Origin of the sequence: Ancylobacter sp. VNQ12 (genome assembly GCF_049445835.1) — a bacterium.
Classification (GTDB): domain Bacteria; phylum Pseudomonadota; class Alphaproteobacteria; order Rhizobiales; family Xanthobacteraceae; genus Ancylobacter.
On record NZ_JBMSDU010000002.1, the window covers coordinates 466,914 to 480,271 of the forward strand.

A 13,358-nucleotide genomic window follows, 5' to 3' on the forward strand; every position below is an offset into this window, starting at 1 on the left:
CGAGGCGGGGCGCCTCAGCCGGAGAACTCGGTCTCGTGCTTGAGCACGTCCTCGGCCTCCGGGTTGAGCGGCTGGGCGGCGCGCTCGGGCGGCATCAGCGGCTCGGGCTCGACAAAGCCGACCTGGCCGTCATCGGTCATCAGCAGGCGCTGGCGCATCAGCCGCTCGGTATCGCGCTGGCGGACGTCGATGATGGTCGCCTTGGCGGTCTCCGCGTCGATGCCGTTGGCCCTGAGCGTCGCCTCGCCGAAGGCCAGCGCCGATTCGAAGGTCTCGCGCATCTCGAAATCCACCCCCTTCTCGCGCAGCGAGATCGCGTGGGTGCGGTCATAGGCCCGCACATGCAGGCGCACGCCCGGTACATGGGTGCGCAGGATGTCGACGATACGATCGGCGGTGTCGCGGTGATCGACGCAGATCGCCACCACCCGCACCCGCTCGACGCCGGCGGCGCGCAGCACATCGAGCCGCGTGCCGTCGCCGTAATAGATGCGGAAGCCGAAGCGGCCGGCGCTCTGGATCATCTCGACGTCATTGTCGATGATGGTGACCTCCAGTCCCTGCGCCAGCAGGCATTGCGAGGCGATCTGGCCGAAGCGGCCGAAGCCGACGACCAGCACCGAGCCGCCCGCCTCGCTGAAATCGTCCTGCGGCGGCTCGTCGACGGGCTGCTCGCGGTCAAGACGCTGGGCGAGGCGCTCGCCAAGCAGCGCCACCGGCGGGCCGAGCAGCATGGTCATGGCGGCGCAGGCGGCCAGCATGTCGCTCTGGCGCGCCGAGATCAGGCCGAGGCCCAGCGCCAGAGGGAACAGCACGAAGGAGAACTCGCCGGCCGGCGTCAGCACCGAGGCCGAGCGCACGGCATCGGCGCGGCTGCCCTCGGAGAAGCGGAACACCGCCCACACCGACACCGCCTTGACCAGCGTCACCAGCAGGGTGCCGGCGATCAGCAACGGCGCATTGGCGAGCACCACGCCGAGATTCATCGACATGCCGACGCCCATGAAGAACAGCGCGACCAGCAGGCCGCGAAACGCATCGACATTGGCCTCCAGCTCGTGGCGGAAGCTCGATTCAGACAGCATGACGCCGGCGAGGAAGGCGCCCATGGCCATGGACATGCCGACCGAGGCCATCAGCGCGCCCGCCCCCAGCACCACCAGAAGCGCCGCCGCCGTCATCACCTCGCGCGCGCCGGAGCGGGCGAGGATGCGGAACAGCGGCGTCAGCAGATAACGCCCGGTGCCGATGACGACGGCGATGGCCGCCACCACGACCATCACATGGCCGACCGACTGCGAGAAGCTCTGCTGCTCGTGGTCGCCCGGCGTCAGCAGCGGCATGAAGGCGATGAGCGGCACCACCGCCATGTCCTGGAACAGCAGCACGGCGAAGGCACGCTGGCCGTAGGGCTGCGCCAACCCGTTCTTCTCCTGCAGCAGTTGCAGCGCGATGGAGGTGGCGGACAGCGCCAGCGCCAGCCCCGCGACCGTCGCCGCGCGCCAGTCGAATTGATCGCCGGCGTAATGGGTCAGCACCGCAATGGCACTGCCGGTGAACAACAGCTGCCCCAGCCCGAGGCCGAAGATCGCCCGGCGCAGCGCCAGCAGGCGCGAGAACTGCAGTTCGAGGCCGATGACGAACAGCAGCAGCACGACACCGATCTCGGCGATGGTGAGAATGCGCTCGGGATCGTGGAATGCGCCGATACCGGACGGACCGATGGCGACGCCGGCAAGGAGGTAGCCAACAATGGGCGAGAGGCCGAGACGGCGGGCAATGGGGACCGCGACGACCGCCGTGGTCAGGAAGACCAGCGCCGCGATCAGGAATCCCTGGCCATCCTCATGCATTGCTCACCGGCTCCTGCCCCGCACGATCCGTACGCCCGCCCCATCTGCCGCGAGGGATGCCGCCGCCGCATGGCAGAACAATGGTGTTTTATGGACGTTCCGGCTGCTCCCGCACCGCTATGGGAGCATCTTTCGCGCCAAAGGAAAAATCTTACCTCGCACTGACTTGAGGGAAGCGGAGCGGGCGTCGTGCGCTTTCGACAAGACGGGGCGGGCGGACAAACGAAAACGCCCGGCAAAGCCGGGCGTTGAGCGTCGCTTGAAAGCCTGCAGGCAACCGCCCGCCGGCGCTCAGTGATGGTCGTGATGGGCGGCGGTCGGACCCGGCGGGTTGAGCGTCGGATGGGCAGAAGGAATCGAATCGCGCTTCACCGGCGGTAGCGTCTTCAACGCCTCGAACACGAGAGGCGACAGCCCCTCGCCGCCGGCCGCCAGATGGTCCTCGATGCGCGCGCGCATGCGCGGATCCCAGAAGTCCTTGATGTGCTTGGCGATACCGGGCACGGCCCTGTCGTGCTTCTGCGCCTCGAAGAACTTGCCGATCTGGTTCGCCATGTAGACGAGGCGGTCCATCGTATTAGCCGACATGGGCGACCAACTCCTGCTCTGCCCCGTCAAGCGTGATGCGATGGGGGTGGGTGAACACTTCAAATCCGTCGTCGCGGGCGATGGCCGCCAGCGTGATGCCCGCCGCCTGCGCCGTGCGCACGGCCAGCGCGGTGGGCGCGGAGACCGCCACCAGCACGGAAGCCCCGAGCATGGCGGTCTTCTGCACCATTTCGATCGACACGCGGCTGGTCAGCAGCACGATGCCGCCGCTGGCATTGCGGCCCTCGCGCACGAGATGACCGACCAGCTTGTCGAGCGCATTGTGGCGGCCGACATCCTCGCGCACCGCAACGAGGCCGGTGCCCGGCTCCCAGAAGGCGGCGGCATGCACCGCGCGCGTCTGGTGGTTGAGGGTTTGCGCCGGCGGCAGCGCGGCGATGGCGCGAGAGATGTCCGCCGCCGTGAAGCGCCGGCCTTCTCCCACCGCCCGCGCGGGCTTGACCGCGAGTTCCAGGCTCTCGACGCCGCACAGGCCGCAGCCCGTCGGCCCGGCGATCTGCCGGCGGCGCGCCACCATCTGGCCGGCGCGCTCGGCATTGATCCACAGGCGAACCTCGACGCCGACGACACCGTCCTCGTCGTCGAATTCCAGCGTCTCGATCGATTCGACGTCGGAGAGCTGGCCGATGACGCCCTCGGTGAGGCTGAAGCCGTAGCCGAAATCCTCGAGATCGCTGGGCGTCGCCATCATCACGGCATAGGTCGAGCCGTTATGCACGATGGCGACGGGCGTCTCCTCGGGGATCGCCCGCTCGCCCGCCGTCGCCCGCGAGGGGCCGACGGCAAGGCGCGCGACGCGAACGACCGGGGGGATCATCGAACCCGCGCTCCGCTCACTCCGCCGCGACGGCGATGCGCCGGCTCTGGCGGGTGAAGGCGTCGTAGTCCTCCTGCCACTCGGACGGACCGTTGGAGCGGGAGATCTGCACCGCCGTCACCTTGAACTCGGGGCAGTTGGTCGCCCAGTCGGAGAAGTCCGTGGTGACGACGTTGGCCTGCGTGCCCGGGTGATGGAAGGTGGTGTAGACGACGCCCGGCGCCACGCGGTCGGTGATCTGCGCGCGCAGGGTGGTGCCGCCGGCGCGGCTGTCGACGCGCACCCAGTCGCCGTCGCGCACGCCGCGCTGCTCGGCATCGTGCGGGTGGATCTCCAGCACGTCTTCCGGATGCCACGCCACATTCGCCGTGCGGCGGGTCTGCGCGCCGACATTGTAATGGCTGAGGATGCGGCCGGTAGTGAGCAGCAGCGGGAAGCGGGCGCCGGTGCGCTCGTCGGTCGGCACATATTCGGTGACGACGAACTTGCCCTTGCCGCGCGCGAACCCGTTGATGTGCATGATCGGCATGCCCTCGGGGTTGGCATCGTTGCACGGCCACTGCACCGAGCCCATCTCGTCGAGCTTCTTGAAGGAGACGCCGGCGAAGGTCGGGGTGAGCGCGGCAATTTCGTCCATGATCTGCGAGGGGTGGGTGTAGTTCCACTCCAGGCCCAGCGCATTGGCGAGCAGCTGGGTGACTTCCCAGTCGCCATAGCCGTTCTTCGGCGCCATCACCTTGCGCACGAGCTGGATGCGGCGCTCGGCATTGGTGAAGGTGCCGTCCTTCTCGAGGAAGGTGCAGCCCGGCAGGAAGACATGGGCATAGGCCGCCGTCTCGTTCAGGAACAGGTCCTGCACGATGACCAGCTCCATCGCCGCGAGGCCCGAGGCGACATGGTGGGTGTCGGGATCGGACTGCAGGATGTCCTCGCCCTGGATGTAGATCGCCTTGAAGGTGCCGTCGACGGCGGCGTCCAGCATGTTGGGAATGCGCAGGCCCGGCTCCGGATCGAGCGGACGACCCCACATGGCCTCGAAAGTGGCGCGGGTGGCGTCGTCGGAGATGTGGCGGTAGCCCGGCAGCTCGTGCGGGAACGAGCCCATGTCGCACGAGCCCTGCACGTTGTTCTGGCCGCGCAGCGGGTTCACGCCGACACCGCGGCGGCCGATATTGCCGGTCGCCATGGCGAGGTTGGCGATGGCCATGACGGTGGTCGAGCCCTGCGAATGCTCGGTGACGCCGAGGCCGTAATAGATCGCCGCATTGCCGCCGGTGGCATAGAGCCGGGCGGCGCCGCGGATCAGCTCGGCCGGCACGCCGGAGAGCTTCTCGACCTCTTCCGGCGAATGGCGCGGATCGGCGACGAACTCGGCCCAGTCCTGGAACTCGTCCCAGTCACAGTACTGGCGGACATAGGCCTCGTTCACCAGCCCCTCGGTCACGACCACATGGGCCAGCGAGGTGACGACGGCGACATTGGTGCCCGGCTGCAGCGGCAGGTGGAAATCGGCCTTGATGTGGGCCGAGCGCACCAGATCGATGCGGCGCGGGTCGACGACGATCAGCTTGGCGCCCTGGCGCAGCCGCTTCTTCATGCGCGAGCCGAACACCGGGTGGCCGTCCGTCGGGTTGGCACCGATGATGAGGATGACGTCGGAATCCTCGACCGAATCGAAATCCTGCGTGCCCGCCGAGGTGCCGAAGGCCTGGTTCAGGCCGTAGCCGGTCGGCGAGTGGCAGACGCGGGCGCAGGTGTCGACATTGTTGGTGCCGAAGCCCGCGCGGATGATCTTCTGGACGAGATAGGCTTCCTCATTGGTGCAGCGCGAGGAGGTGATGCCGCCGACCGACTTGCGGCCATAGGTCTCCTGGATGCGCTTCAGCTCGGAAGCGGTGTGGGCGATCGCCTCTTCCCACGACACTTCCCGCCACGGGTCGGTGACCTTGGCGCGGATCATCGGGTTGACGATGCGGTCCTGATGCGTGGCGTAGCCCCAGGCAAAGCGGCCCTTGACGCAGCTATGGCCGCGATTGGCCTTGCCGTCCTTCCACGGCACCATGCGCACCACTTCCTGGCCGCGCATTTCCGCCTTGAAGGTGCAGCCGACGCCGCAATAGGCGCAGGTGGTGACCACCGAATGCTCCGGCGTGCCGATCTCGATCAGCCGCTTCTCGGAGAGCGTGGCGGTCGGGCAGGCCTGCACGCAGGCGCCGCACGACACGCATTCGGAGGTGAGGAAGGCTTCCGACTGGCCGGGCGACACACGCGAGGAGAAGCCGCGGCCGGAAATGGTCAGCGCAAAAGTGCCCTGGACTTCCTCGCAGGCGCGCACGCAGCGATTGCAGACGATGCACTTGGCGGGATCATAGGTGAAGTACGGGTTGGACTCGTCCTTCGGCATGACCAGTTCGGAGGTCGGAGCGAAGTGGTTCGCGCCCTCCATGCCATAGCGCACTTCGCGCAGGCCGACCGCACCGGCCATGTCCTGCAGCTCGCAGTCGCCATTGGCGGCGCAGGTGAGGCAGTCCAGCGGGTGGTCGGAGATGTAGAGCTCCATCACGCCCTTGCGCAGCTGCGCCAGGCGCGCAGTCTGGGTGTGCACCTTCATGCCGGGCATGACCGGCGTGGTGCACGAGGCCGGGGTGCCGGCGCGACCCTCGATCTCGACCAGGCAGAGGCGGCAGGAGCCGAAGGCATCCAGCGAATCGGTGGCGCAGAGCTTGGGGATCTGCGTCCCCATCTCCATCGCCGCGCGCATGATCGAGGTGCCCTCGGCGACGGAGACTTCCATCCCGTCAATGGTGAGCGTCACCATCTTGTCGGTCTTGGGAGCGGGCGTTCCGTAGTCGATCTCATGGACGAGAGACATGGGTTGCGTCCTTCTCATTCAGCGGCTTCGAGGCGGCGCGGCGGGGCGCCGAACTCCTCGGGGAAATGGTTCAGGGCACTCAGCACCGGATAGGGGGTAAACCCGCCAAGGGCGCAAAGGGATCCCAGCTTCATGGTCTGGCAAAGGTCGGTCAGCGTGGCGAGATTGGCCTCGACGCGCTGGCCAGCAATGATGCGGTCCATCAGCTCGACGCCGCGCGTGGAGCCGATGCGGCAGGGCGTGCACTTGCCGCAGCTCTCCACCGAGCAGAACTCCATGGCGAAGCGCGCCATTTTCGCCATGTCGGCGTTCTCGTCGAAGACGACGATGCCGCCATGGCCGATCAGCGCGTCCTTCGCGGCGAAGGCCTCGTAGTCGAAGGGCAGGTCGAACTGCCAGGTGGGCACATAGGCGCCGAGCGGACCGCCGACCTGCGCGGCCTTGACCGGCTTGCCCGAGGCGGTGCCGCCGCCGATGTCGTTGACCAGCTCGCCGAGCGTGATGCCGAAGGCCGTTTCGAACAAGCCGCCGAACTTCACATTGCCGGCGATCTGGATCGGCATCGTGCCGCGCGAGCGGCCCATGCCGAAATTGGCGTAGAACTCGCCGCCATCGGCCAGGATATGCGGCACGGCGGTGAGCGAGAGCACGTTGTTGATGACGGTCGGCTTCTGGAACAGGCCCTTGTGCGCCGGCAGCGGCGGCTTGGCGCGCACCGTGCCGCGCTTGCCTTCCAGGCTGTCGAGCAGCGCCGTCTCCTCGCCGCAGACATAGGCGCCGGCGCCCATGCGCACTTCCATGTCGAAGCTGTACTGCGAGCCGGCAATGTTCACGCCCAGCATGCCGTGGGCGCGGGCGACCTCGATCGCCTTCTGCATCGCGGCAATGGCGTGCGGGTATTCCGAGCGGGTGTAGACGAAGCCCTTGGTGGCGCCCACCGCGATGCCGGCGATGGTCATGCCCTCGATCAGCTCGAAGGGGTCGCCTTCCATGATCATGCGGTCGGCGAAGGTGCCGCTGTCGCCTTCATCCGCGTTGCAGACGATGTATTTGCGGTCCGCCTTGGCGTCCGCCACCGTCTTCCACTTGATGGCCGTCGGGAAGCCGGCGCCGCCGCGACCGCGCAGGCCGGACTTCTTCACTTCCTCGATGATCTCGACCGGGCCGAGCTGCAGCGCGCGCTCCAGCCCGCGATAGCCGCCATGGGCGCGGTAATCGGCATAGGACGCCGGATCGATGATGCCGCAGCGCGCAAAGGTGAGGCGCGTCTGCTTCGCCATGAAGGGGTGCTCTTCCGGCTTGCCGATGCGCAGGCCGTGCGCGGCGCCGGTGAGGAAGCCGGCCTCGAACAGGGCCTCGACGTCTTCCGCCTCGACCGGGCCGTAACCGATGCGGCCCTCAGTGGTGGCGACCTCGACCAGCGGCTCCAGCCACAGCATGCCGCGCGAGCCGGTGCGCACGATCTCGATCGGCTGGCGGCGCTTCAGCGCGGCGGCCTCGATGGCGGCCACCACCTCGTCGGCGCCGCAGGCGATGGCGCAGGCGTCCTTGGGAACGTAGATGCGAATGGTCGCGGAGTTTGTGCTCACGACTGGGCCTCCGCGATCAGCGCGTCGAGACGACGCTCATTGAGACGGGCCACGATACGGCCATCCAGCATGGCGGACGGCGCGGTGGCGCACAGGCCGAGGCAGTAGATCGGCTCGACGGTGACGCGCCCATCCGCCGTGGTCTCGCCCAGCTTGCAGCCGAGCCGGTGCTCGGCGTGATCGGCCAGCGCATCGCCGCCCGCCGCCTGGCAGGCTTCGGCGCGGCACAGCTTCAGCACATGGCGGCCGGCCGGCTCGTGGCGGAAATCATGATAAAAGGTGACGACGCCGTGGACTTCGGCGCGGGAAACATTGAGCATTTCGGCCAGCATCGGCACGATCGCATCCGGCACATGGCCGAAGGTTTCCTGCACCGCGTGGAGCATCGGCATCAGCGGCCCTTCGAGGTGAGAGAATTCCTCGATCACCACGCGGGCGCGGTCCTCGCTCCAAGGTTCGTAATGCGGCATTTTCTCCCGGGCCTTCTTTTAGACTTTTCCAAAGAGAAGGATCGTACGCGGCTTATTCGAAATCAATCCGGGTGTTCCGTGCCTTGATAGAATTCTTCTATCGTCAATGAGCCGTCGAGTCGCAGCTGTGGAAACGCGCCTTTCCTAACGTCAGCCATCGCTTTTGTTCCTCAAATGTTCTTGACGAAGCTCGGTAGTCCGCTACGCTTGCCGCTGCGGGAGTTCGGTTCCGCCCGGAACGACGGGGACGCTTCATGGTCCAGCGCGTGGCGACGGTGGCGTTCGAGGGCGTGGAGGCGCGCCCGGTCGATGTCCAGGTGCAGGTCAGTCCGGGCCTGCCGGCGTTCAACCTGGTCGGCCTCGCCGACAAGGCGGTGACCGAGGCCAAGGAGCGCGTGCGCGCGGCGCTGATCGCCTCCGGCCTCGCGCTGCCCGCCAAGCGCATCACCGTCAATCTCGCCCCCGCCGATCTGCCCAAGGAGGGCAGCCATTACGATCTGCCGATCGCGCTCGGGCTGATGGCGGCGATCGGCGCCTTCCCCGCCGATGCGCTGGACGGCTACACCGTGGTCGGCGAACTGGCGCTCGACGGGCGCATCGCCCCGGTCGCCGGGGTGCTGCCGGCCGCCATCGGCGCCAATGCGCGCGGTCACGGCCTGATCTGCCCGGCGGCCTGCGGGCCGGAAGCCGCCTGGGCGAGCCCGGACATGCCGGTGCTGGCGCCGCTGTCGCTGATCCAGCTGGTCAATCATTTCGCCGGCCGCCAGCCGCTCGCCCGCCCCGAGCCACGGCTCGACGGCGGCACGGCGGCGCTGCCGGACCTCGCCGAGGTGAAGGGACAGGAGACCGCCCGGCGCGCGCTGGAGATCGCCGCCGCCGGCCGGCACAATCTCCTGCTCAGCGGTCCGCCCGGCGCGGGAAAGTCGATGCTGGCGCAGCGCCTGCCCTCGATCCTGCCGCCGCTCGCCCCGGCCGAGCTGCTGGAAGTCTCGATGATCGCCTCGGTCGCCGGAACGCTGCAGGGCGGGGCGCTGACCAACCGCCGGCCGTTCCGCGCCCCGCACCATTCCGCCAGCATGGCGGCGATGGTGGGTGGCGGCATGCGCGCCCGGCCAGGCGAGGTGTCGCTCGCCCATAATGGCGTCCTGTTCCTCGACGAATTGCCGGAGTTCGCCCCTGCCGTGCTGGATTCGCTGCGCCAGCCGCTGGAGACCGGGGAAGCGGTGATCGCCCGCGCCAACCACCGCATCTCCTATCCCGCGCGCTTCCAGCTGGTCGCCGCGATGAACCCGTGCCGCTGCGGGCGGGCGGGCGAACCGGGCCAGAGCTGCCGGCGCGGCCCGCGCTGCGCCGGCGAATACCAGGCGCGGCTGTCGGGGCCCTTCCTCGACCGCGTCGACCTCCATCTCGACGTGCCGGCGGTCTCCGCCGTCGACCTGGTGCGGCCCGGCGCATCCGAGCCCAGCGCTGTGGTCGCCGCCCGCGTCGCCGAGGCGCGCCGGCTACAGCGCGAGCGCTTCCTCTCCATGGGACGGCCGGACCTGTTCACCAATGCCGAGGCCAGCGGGCCGGTGCTGGAAGACATCGCCACGCCCGATGCCGCCGGCACCGCCCTGCTGACCGACGCCGCGCGGCTGATGCGGCTGTCGGCGCGCGGCTATCACCGGGTGCTGCGGGTGGCGCGCACCCTCGCCGACCTTGCGGGAGCGGAAACCCTCGGCCGCGCCCATCTCGCCGAAGCGCTGGCCTATCGCGCCAGCGCCGACCGCAATGCCGCAGCCGCGTGAACGGCGCGATCGCGATAGGCCGGGCGGCCGCTGGCCGGAGCGTGGCTGGTGCTTCTGCCGAGCGAGGCCCCGCTCTCCCGCGGGACCCGTCACTTTTCGTCGTCCTCGCAGGAAAGATGCGAAGCTTTTGCGCAAGAGCCCACCCGGACGGGCCGATAGCCTGTCACATGGGCGTCCTACAGATATGTGATTCCAGTCAGAACGCTCTATAGTGGATTCGAGGCTGGGGACCTTGCCATGACCGAGATGCTGGCCGACTCGACTGTCGAGGTGCGTGCCTCCGGTGCCCACCCCGCTTTGCGTGCCCTGCTAAAGCCGACCTTTCTCAAGCCCGGCCTGATCGGCCCCGCGCTGCTGAAATCCTTCGCTGCCGGCGGCCGGCTGGCGCCCGCCGGCCCGCTCCACTTCATCCCCAACGCGCTCACCCCGTCGCGCTTCATGCCGGCGCTGCGCTCCTATTCGGGCCTGCGCCACCGCGAGAGCCGCGCGCAACCCGGTCCCGCCACGCTCGGGCGTATCGGACCGCTGGAAGTGCGGCTCGCCACCACGGCGGCGGATGTGCGCCGCGCCCAGCGCCTGCGCTACGAGGTGTTCTACGAGGAGATGTCGGCGGTGCCGGCCGCCGCCGCCCGGCTGGCGAGGCGCGACTTCGACGCCTTCGATGGCTTCTGCGATCACCTTCTCGTGCTCGACCACGACAATTGCCGCCTGGTGCGCGGCCGGCGCGAACCGCTGGTGGTCGGCACCTATCGCCTGCTGCGCCACGAGATCGCCGCCCGCCACGGCGGTTTCTACACGGCGAGCGAGTTCGACATCGCTCCGCTGCTGGCCCGCCATCCCGAGCGCCGCTTCCTTGAGCTCGGCCGCTCCTGCGTGCGCAAGCCCTACCGCACCAAGCGCACGGTGGAGCTGCTCTGGCACGGTATCTGGGCCTATGTCCGCCGCCACGGCATCGACGTGATGTTCGGCTGCGCCAGCCTGGAGGGCACCCGGCCCGAGGCGCTGGCCCGCCCGCTGGCCTTCCTGCATCACTTCGCCCCGACCGAGGCGGAATGGACGGCGCCGGCGCTGCCGCGCAATGCCGCGCCGATGGATCTGCTGCCCATCGAGGCGCTCGATGCCAAGGCGGCGCTCAACGAGCTGCCGCCGCTGATCAAAGGCTATCTGCGGCTCGGTGCCATGATCGGCCGCGACGCCGTGGTCGACCGCCAGTTCGGCACGACGGACGTGCTGATCGTGCTGCCGATCGAACGCATCCACCCGCGCTATCTCGATCATTTCGGCGTCAACGCCGAGCGCCACGCCGCCTAGGCCTTACGCCGCCTGAGCGCAGCGCCGATACGACATTCGCCCGCCGCTTGAGTCGCGCGCGGCATTTTTGCAACTGCGCATGGCATCGACCTTGCGCGACCTTTCCCCCTCGCCCATATCTGTCGCAACGGGATGCCCCGACGGGGTCCCACAACGCAAAGTCGCTTCAGACAAGGACTTTGGGAGCATGTCGCGTATTCCCTCGCTGTCGAGCCCCTTCCTGCTCGGCTTTGACGAGGTCGAGCGGGCGCTCGACCGCGTCATGAAAGGCTCGGATGGCTATCCGCCCTACAATGTGGAGCGGGTGGCACAGCCGGGCCAGCCGGAGCGGCTCCGCATCACCCTGGCCGTCGCGGGCTTCACCCGCGAACAGCTGGAGGTGACGGTGGAGGAGAAGGAACTGGTCATACGGGGCCGGCAGGCCGACGAGCCCGAGCGGGTCTATCTTCACCGTGGCATCGCCGCGCGTCAGTTCCAGCGCACCTTCGTGCTGGCCGACGGCATGCGGGTACTGGGTGCCGATCTGAGGAACGGACTTCTCTCGGTCGATCTCGTCCGGCCGGAACCGGAACGCGTCGTCCGGCGTATCTCCATTGCGACGGACGAGTAAGGAACACCCGAAGCCGGTCTCGACAGTCGAAGAAGGAGTCGGACCATGACGAACGAATTTCAGCTCAGCGGCACGTCGGCCAGCGAAGCTCTGGCCGGCACGCTCTCTCCGGAAGCCTTCGCCAGTCTCGGCGGCGGCCAGATCGCCTATGTGAAGCCGATCCGCTCGGAGGAGGCAGCCAGCCTCTTCCCGCAGGCGCGGCTTGCGCCGGGGCTGCAGCTCTACACGCTGCACGCGGCGGACGGCACGCCGATGATGCTGACCGACAGCCGCGAGGCGGCCATCGCCAGCGCGCTGCAGAACGAGTTGCTGACGGTGAGCGTGCACTGAGCGATCGCCGCACAGCGCGCGGCATCACTGACCCATGAGAAACCCGTCCGGCCCCGTGGCCGGGCGGGTTTTTCTTTGCGGCAGCGCTCAGCCGCGCCGCTTGGCCTCGATCACGTCCCAGACGACCGGGGCGATGTCGGGCCCGCCGATGCGGCGGATGGCGCGGATGCCGGTCGGTGCGGTGACGTTGATCTCGGTGAGATTGCCGCCGATCACGTCGATGCCGGTGAACAGCAACCCCTTCTCGCGCAGCGACGGGCCGAGCCGGGCGCAGATCTCTCGCTCGCGCGGCGTGAGGTCGGTTTCCTTCGCCGCGCCGCCGCGCACCATGTTGGAGCGCAGATCGCCCTCGCTCGGCACCCGATTCACCGCGCCGGCGAATTCGCCGTCGATGAGGATGATGCGCTTGTCGCCGGCGCTGACCTCGGGGAGGAAGCGCTGCACCACCCAGGGCTCGCGGAAGGTGGTGGCGAAGAGGTCATAGAGCGAGCCGAAATTCAGGTCGTCGCGGGTGAGCCGGAACACCGAGGCACCGCCATGACCGTAGAGCGGCTTGACCACGATGTCGCCCTGCTCGTCGCGGAACGCCTTGATCTCCGCGAGGTCGCGGGTGATCAGCGTCGGCGGCATCAGGTCCGGGAATTCGGTGACGAAGATCTTCTCCGGCGCGTTGCGCACATGGAAGGGGTCATTGACCACCAGCGTCCTCGGATGCACCCGCTCCAAAAGATGGGTGGCGGTGATGTAATTGAGGTCGAAGGGCGGGTCCTGCCGCATCAGGATCACGTCGAAGCTGTCGAGCCGCACCCGCCGGCGCTCGCCGAGGGTGAAGTGGTCGCCCTTCACGTCGCGCACTTCCAGCGGATGCACATTGGCGAACACCTCGCCGTCGCGCATGGCGAGCCAGTCGGGGGTGTAATAGGACAGGTTGTGGCCGCGCGCCTGCGCTTCCAGCAGCAAAGCGAAGGCGGAATCGCCCGCAATGTTGATGCGGTCGATCGGGTCCATCTGGACGGCGACATTGAGGGTCATGGGAAATCCGTCTCGGCGAGTTCAAGCTCGGCAAGGCGAGCTCGGCAGGGAGTGGCCGGCGGCAGGACCGCCGGAGCG

At 68.4% G+C, this 13,358-nt stretch carries 11 protein-coding genes; 4 read left to right on the top strand and 7 right to left on the bottom strand.

The annotated features are described in order from the left end of the window. Positions 1-14: 14 nt before the first annotated feature. The 6 genes from ACO2RV_RS05855 to ACO2RV_RS05880 all read right to left on the bottom strand — a co-directional run bounded on the left by ACO2RV_RS05855 (position 15) and on the right by ACO2RV_RS05880 (position 8,210). Positions 15-1,853, bottom strand: a complete 1,839-nt coding sequence (locus ACO2RV_RS05855) for a monovalent cation:proton antiporter-2 (CPA2) family protein (RefSeq protein WP_423290760.1) — start codon at positions 1,851-1,853, stop codon at positions 15-17. Between the two features lie 291 nt (positions 1,854-2,144). Further along, positions 2,145-2,441 (bottom strand): formate dehydrogenase subunit delta, encoded by a 297-nt coding sequence (locus ACO2RV_RS05860; RefSeq protein ID WP_423290762.1) that lies wholly within the window; start codon positions 2,439-2,441, stop codon positions 2,145-2,147. Further along, a complete protein-coding gene (gene fdhD / locus ACO2RV_RS05865) occupies positions 2,431-3,279 on the bottom strand; it encodes a formate dehydrogenase accessory sulfurtransferase FdhD (RefSeq protein ID WP_423290764.1) in 849 nt (282 codons plus the stop codon). Before fdhD ends, ACO2RV_RS05860 begins: the two co-directional genes overlap by 11 nt. Before the next feature lie 16 nt (positions 3,280-3,295). Next, positions 3,296-6,151, bottom strand: coding sequence for a formate dehydrogenase subunit alpha (fdhF, locus tag ACO2RV_RS05870; protein ID WP_423290766.1), 2,856 nt, complete (start codon positions 6,149-6,151; stop codon positions 3,296-3,298). A gap of 14 nt (positions 6,152-6,165) precedes the next feature. Further along, a complete protein-coding gene (locus tag ACO2RV_RS05875; protein ID WP_423290768.1) occupies positions 6,166-7,740 on the bottom strand; it encodes a formate dehydrogenase beta subunit in 1,575 nt (524 codons plus the stop codon). Then, positions 7,737-8,210, bottom strand: a complete 474-nt coding sequence (locus ACO2RV_RS05880; RefSeq protein WP_423290770.1) for a formate dehydrogenase subunit gamma — start codon at positions 8,208-8,210, stop codon at positions 7,737-7,739. The genes ACO2RV_RS05875 and ACO2RV_RS05880 overlap by 4 nt, the downstream gene beginning before the upstream one ends. Positions 8,211-8,464: 254 nt before the next feature. Here ACO2RV_RS05880 and ACO2RV_RS05885 point away from each other — a divergent pair, with 254 nt between their 5' ends. The 4 genes from ACO2RV_RS05885 to ACO2RV_RS05900 all read left to right on the top strand — a co-directional run bounded on the left by ACO2RV_RS05885 (position 8,465) and on the right by ACO2RV_RS05900 (position 12,248). Then, a complete protein-coding gene (locus ACO2RV_RS05885) occupies positions 8,465-9,997 on the top strand; it encodes a YifB family Mg chelatase-like AAA ATPase (protein WP_423290772.1) in 1,533 nt (510 codons plus the stop codon). Positions 9,998-10,435: 438 nt separating this feature from the next. Continuing rightward, a complete protein-coding gene (locus tag ACO2RV_RS05890; protein ID WP_423291060.1) occupies positions 10,436-11,308 on the top strand; it encodes a GNAT family N-acetyltransferase in 873 nt (290 codons plus the stop codon). 187 nt (positions 11,309-11,495) lie between these two features. Continuing rightward, entirely contained in the window at positions 11,496-11,918 is a 423-nt protein-coding gene (locus ACO2RV_RS05895) for an Hsp20 family protein (protein ID WP_423290774.1), read from the top strand. Positions 11,919-11,963: 45 nt separating this feature from the next. Beyond that, entirely contained in the window at positions 11,964-12,248 is a 285-nt protein-coding gene (locus ACO2RV_RS05900) for a DUF1150 family protein (RefSeq protein ID WP_423290776.1), read from the top strand. Between the two features lie 87 nt (positions 12,249-12,335). Here ACO2RV_RS05900 and gshB read toward each other — a convergent pair whose 3' ends face one another. Then, a complete protein-coding gene (gene gshB, locus ACO2RV_RS05905) occupies positions 12,336-13,280 on the bottom strand; it encodes a glutathione synthase (protein WP_423290778.1) in 945 nt (314 codons plus the stop codon). Positions 13,281-13,358: the final 78 nt, after the last annotated feature.

Coding starts and splice junctions, on each gene's coding strand:
- ACO2RV_RS05880 (WP_423290770.1), bottom strand. CDS start 8,210: ATGCCGCATTACGAACCTTGGAGCGAGGACCGCGCCCGCGTGGTGATC.
- ACO2RV_RS05860 (WP_423290762.1), bottom strand. CDS start 2,441: ATGTCGGCTAATACGATGGACCGCCTCGTCTACATGGCGAACCAGATC.
- fdhF (WP_423290766.1), bottom strand. CDS start 6,151: ATGTCTCTCGTCCATGAGATCGACTACGGAACGCCCGCTCCCAAGACC.
- ACO2RV_RS05890 (WP_423291060.1), top strand. CDS start 10,436: ATGCCGGCGCTGCGCTCCTATTCGGGCCTGCGCCACCGCGAGAGCCGC.
- fdhD (WP_423290764.1), bottom strand. CDS start 3,279: ATGATCCCCCCGGTCGTTCGCGTCGCGCGCCTTGCCGTCGGCCCCTCG.
- ACO2RV_RS05895 (WP_423290774.1), top strand. CDS start 11,496: ATGTCGCGTATTCCCTCGCTGTCGAGCCCCTTCCTGCTCGGCTTTGAC.
- ACO2RV_RS05855 (WP_423290760.1), bottom strand. CDS start 1,853: ATGCATGAGGATGGCCAGGGATTCCTGATCGCGGCGCTGGTCTTCCTG.
- ACO2RV_RS05900 (WP_423290776.1), top strand. CDS start 11,964: ATGACGAACGAATTTCAGCTCAGCGGCACGTCGGCCAGCGAAGCTCTG.
- ACO2RV_RS05885 (WP_423290772.1), top strand. CDS start 8,465: ATGGTCCAGCGCGTGGCGACGGTGGCGTTCGAGGGCGTGGAGGCGCGC.
- gshB (WP_423290778.1), bottom strand. CDS start 13,280: ATGACCCTCAATGTCGCCGTCCAGATGGACCCGATCGACCGCATCAAC.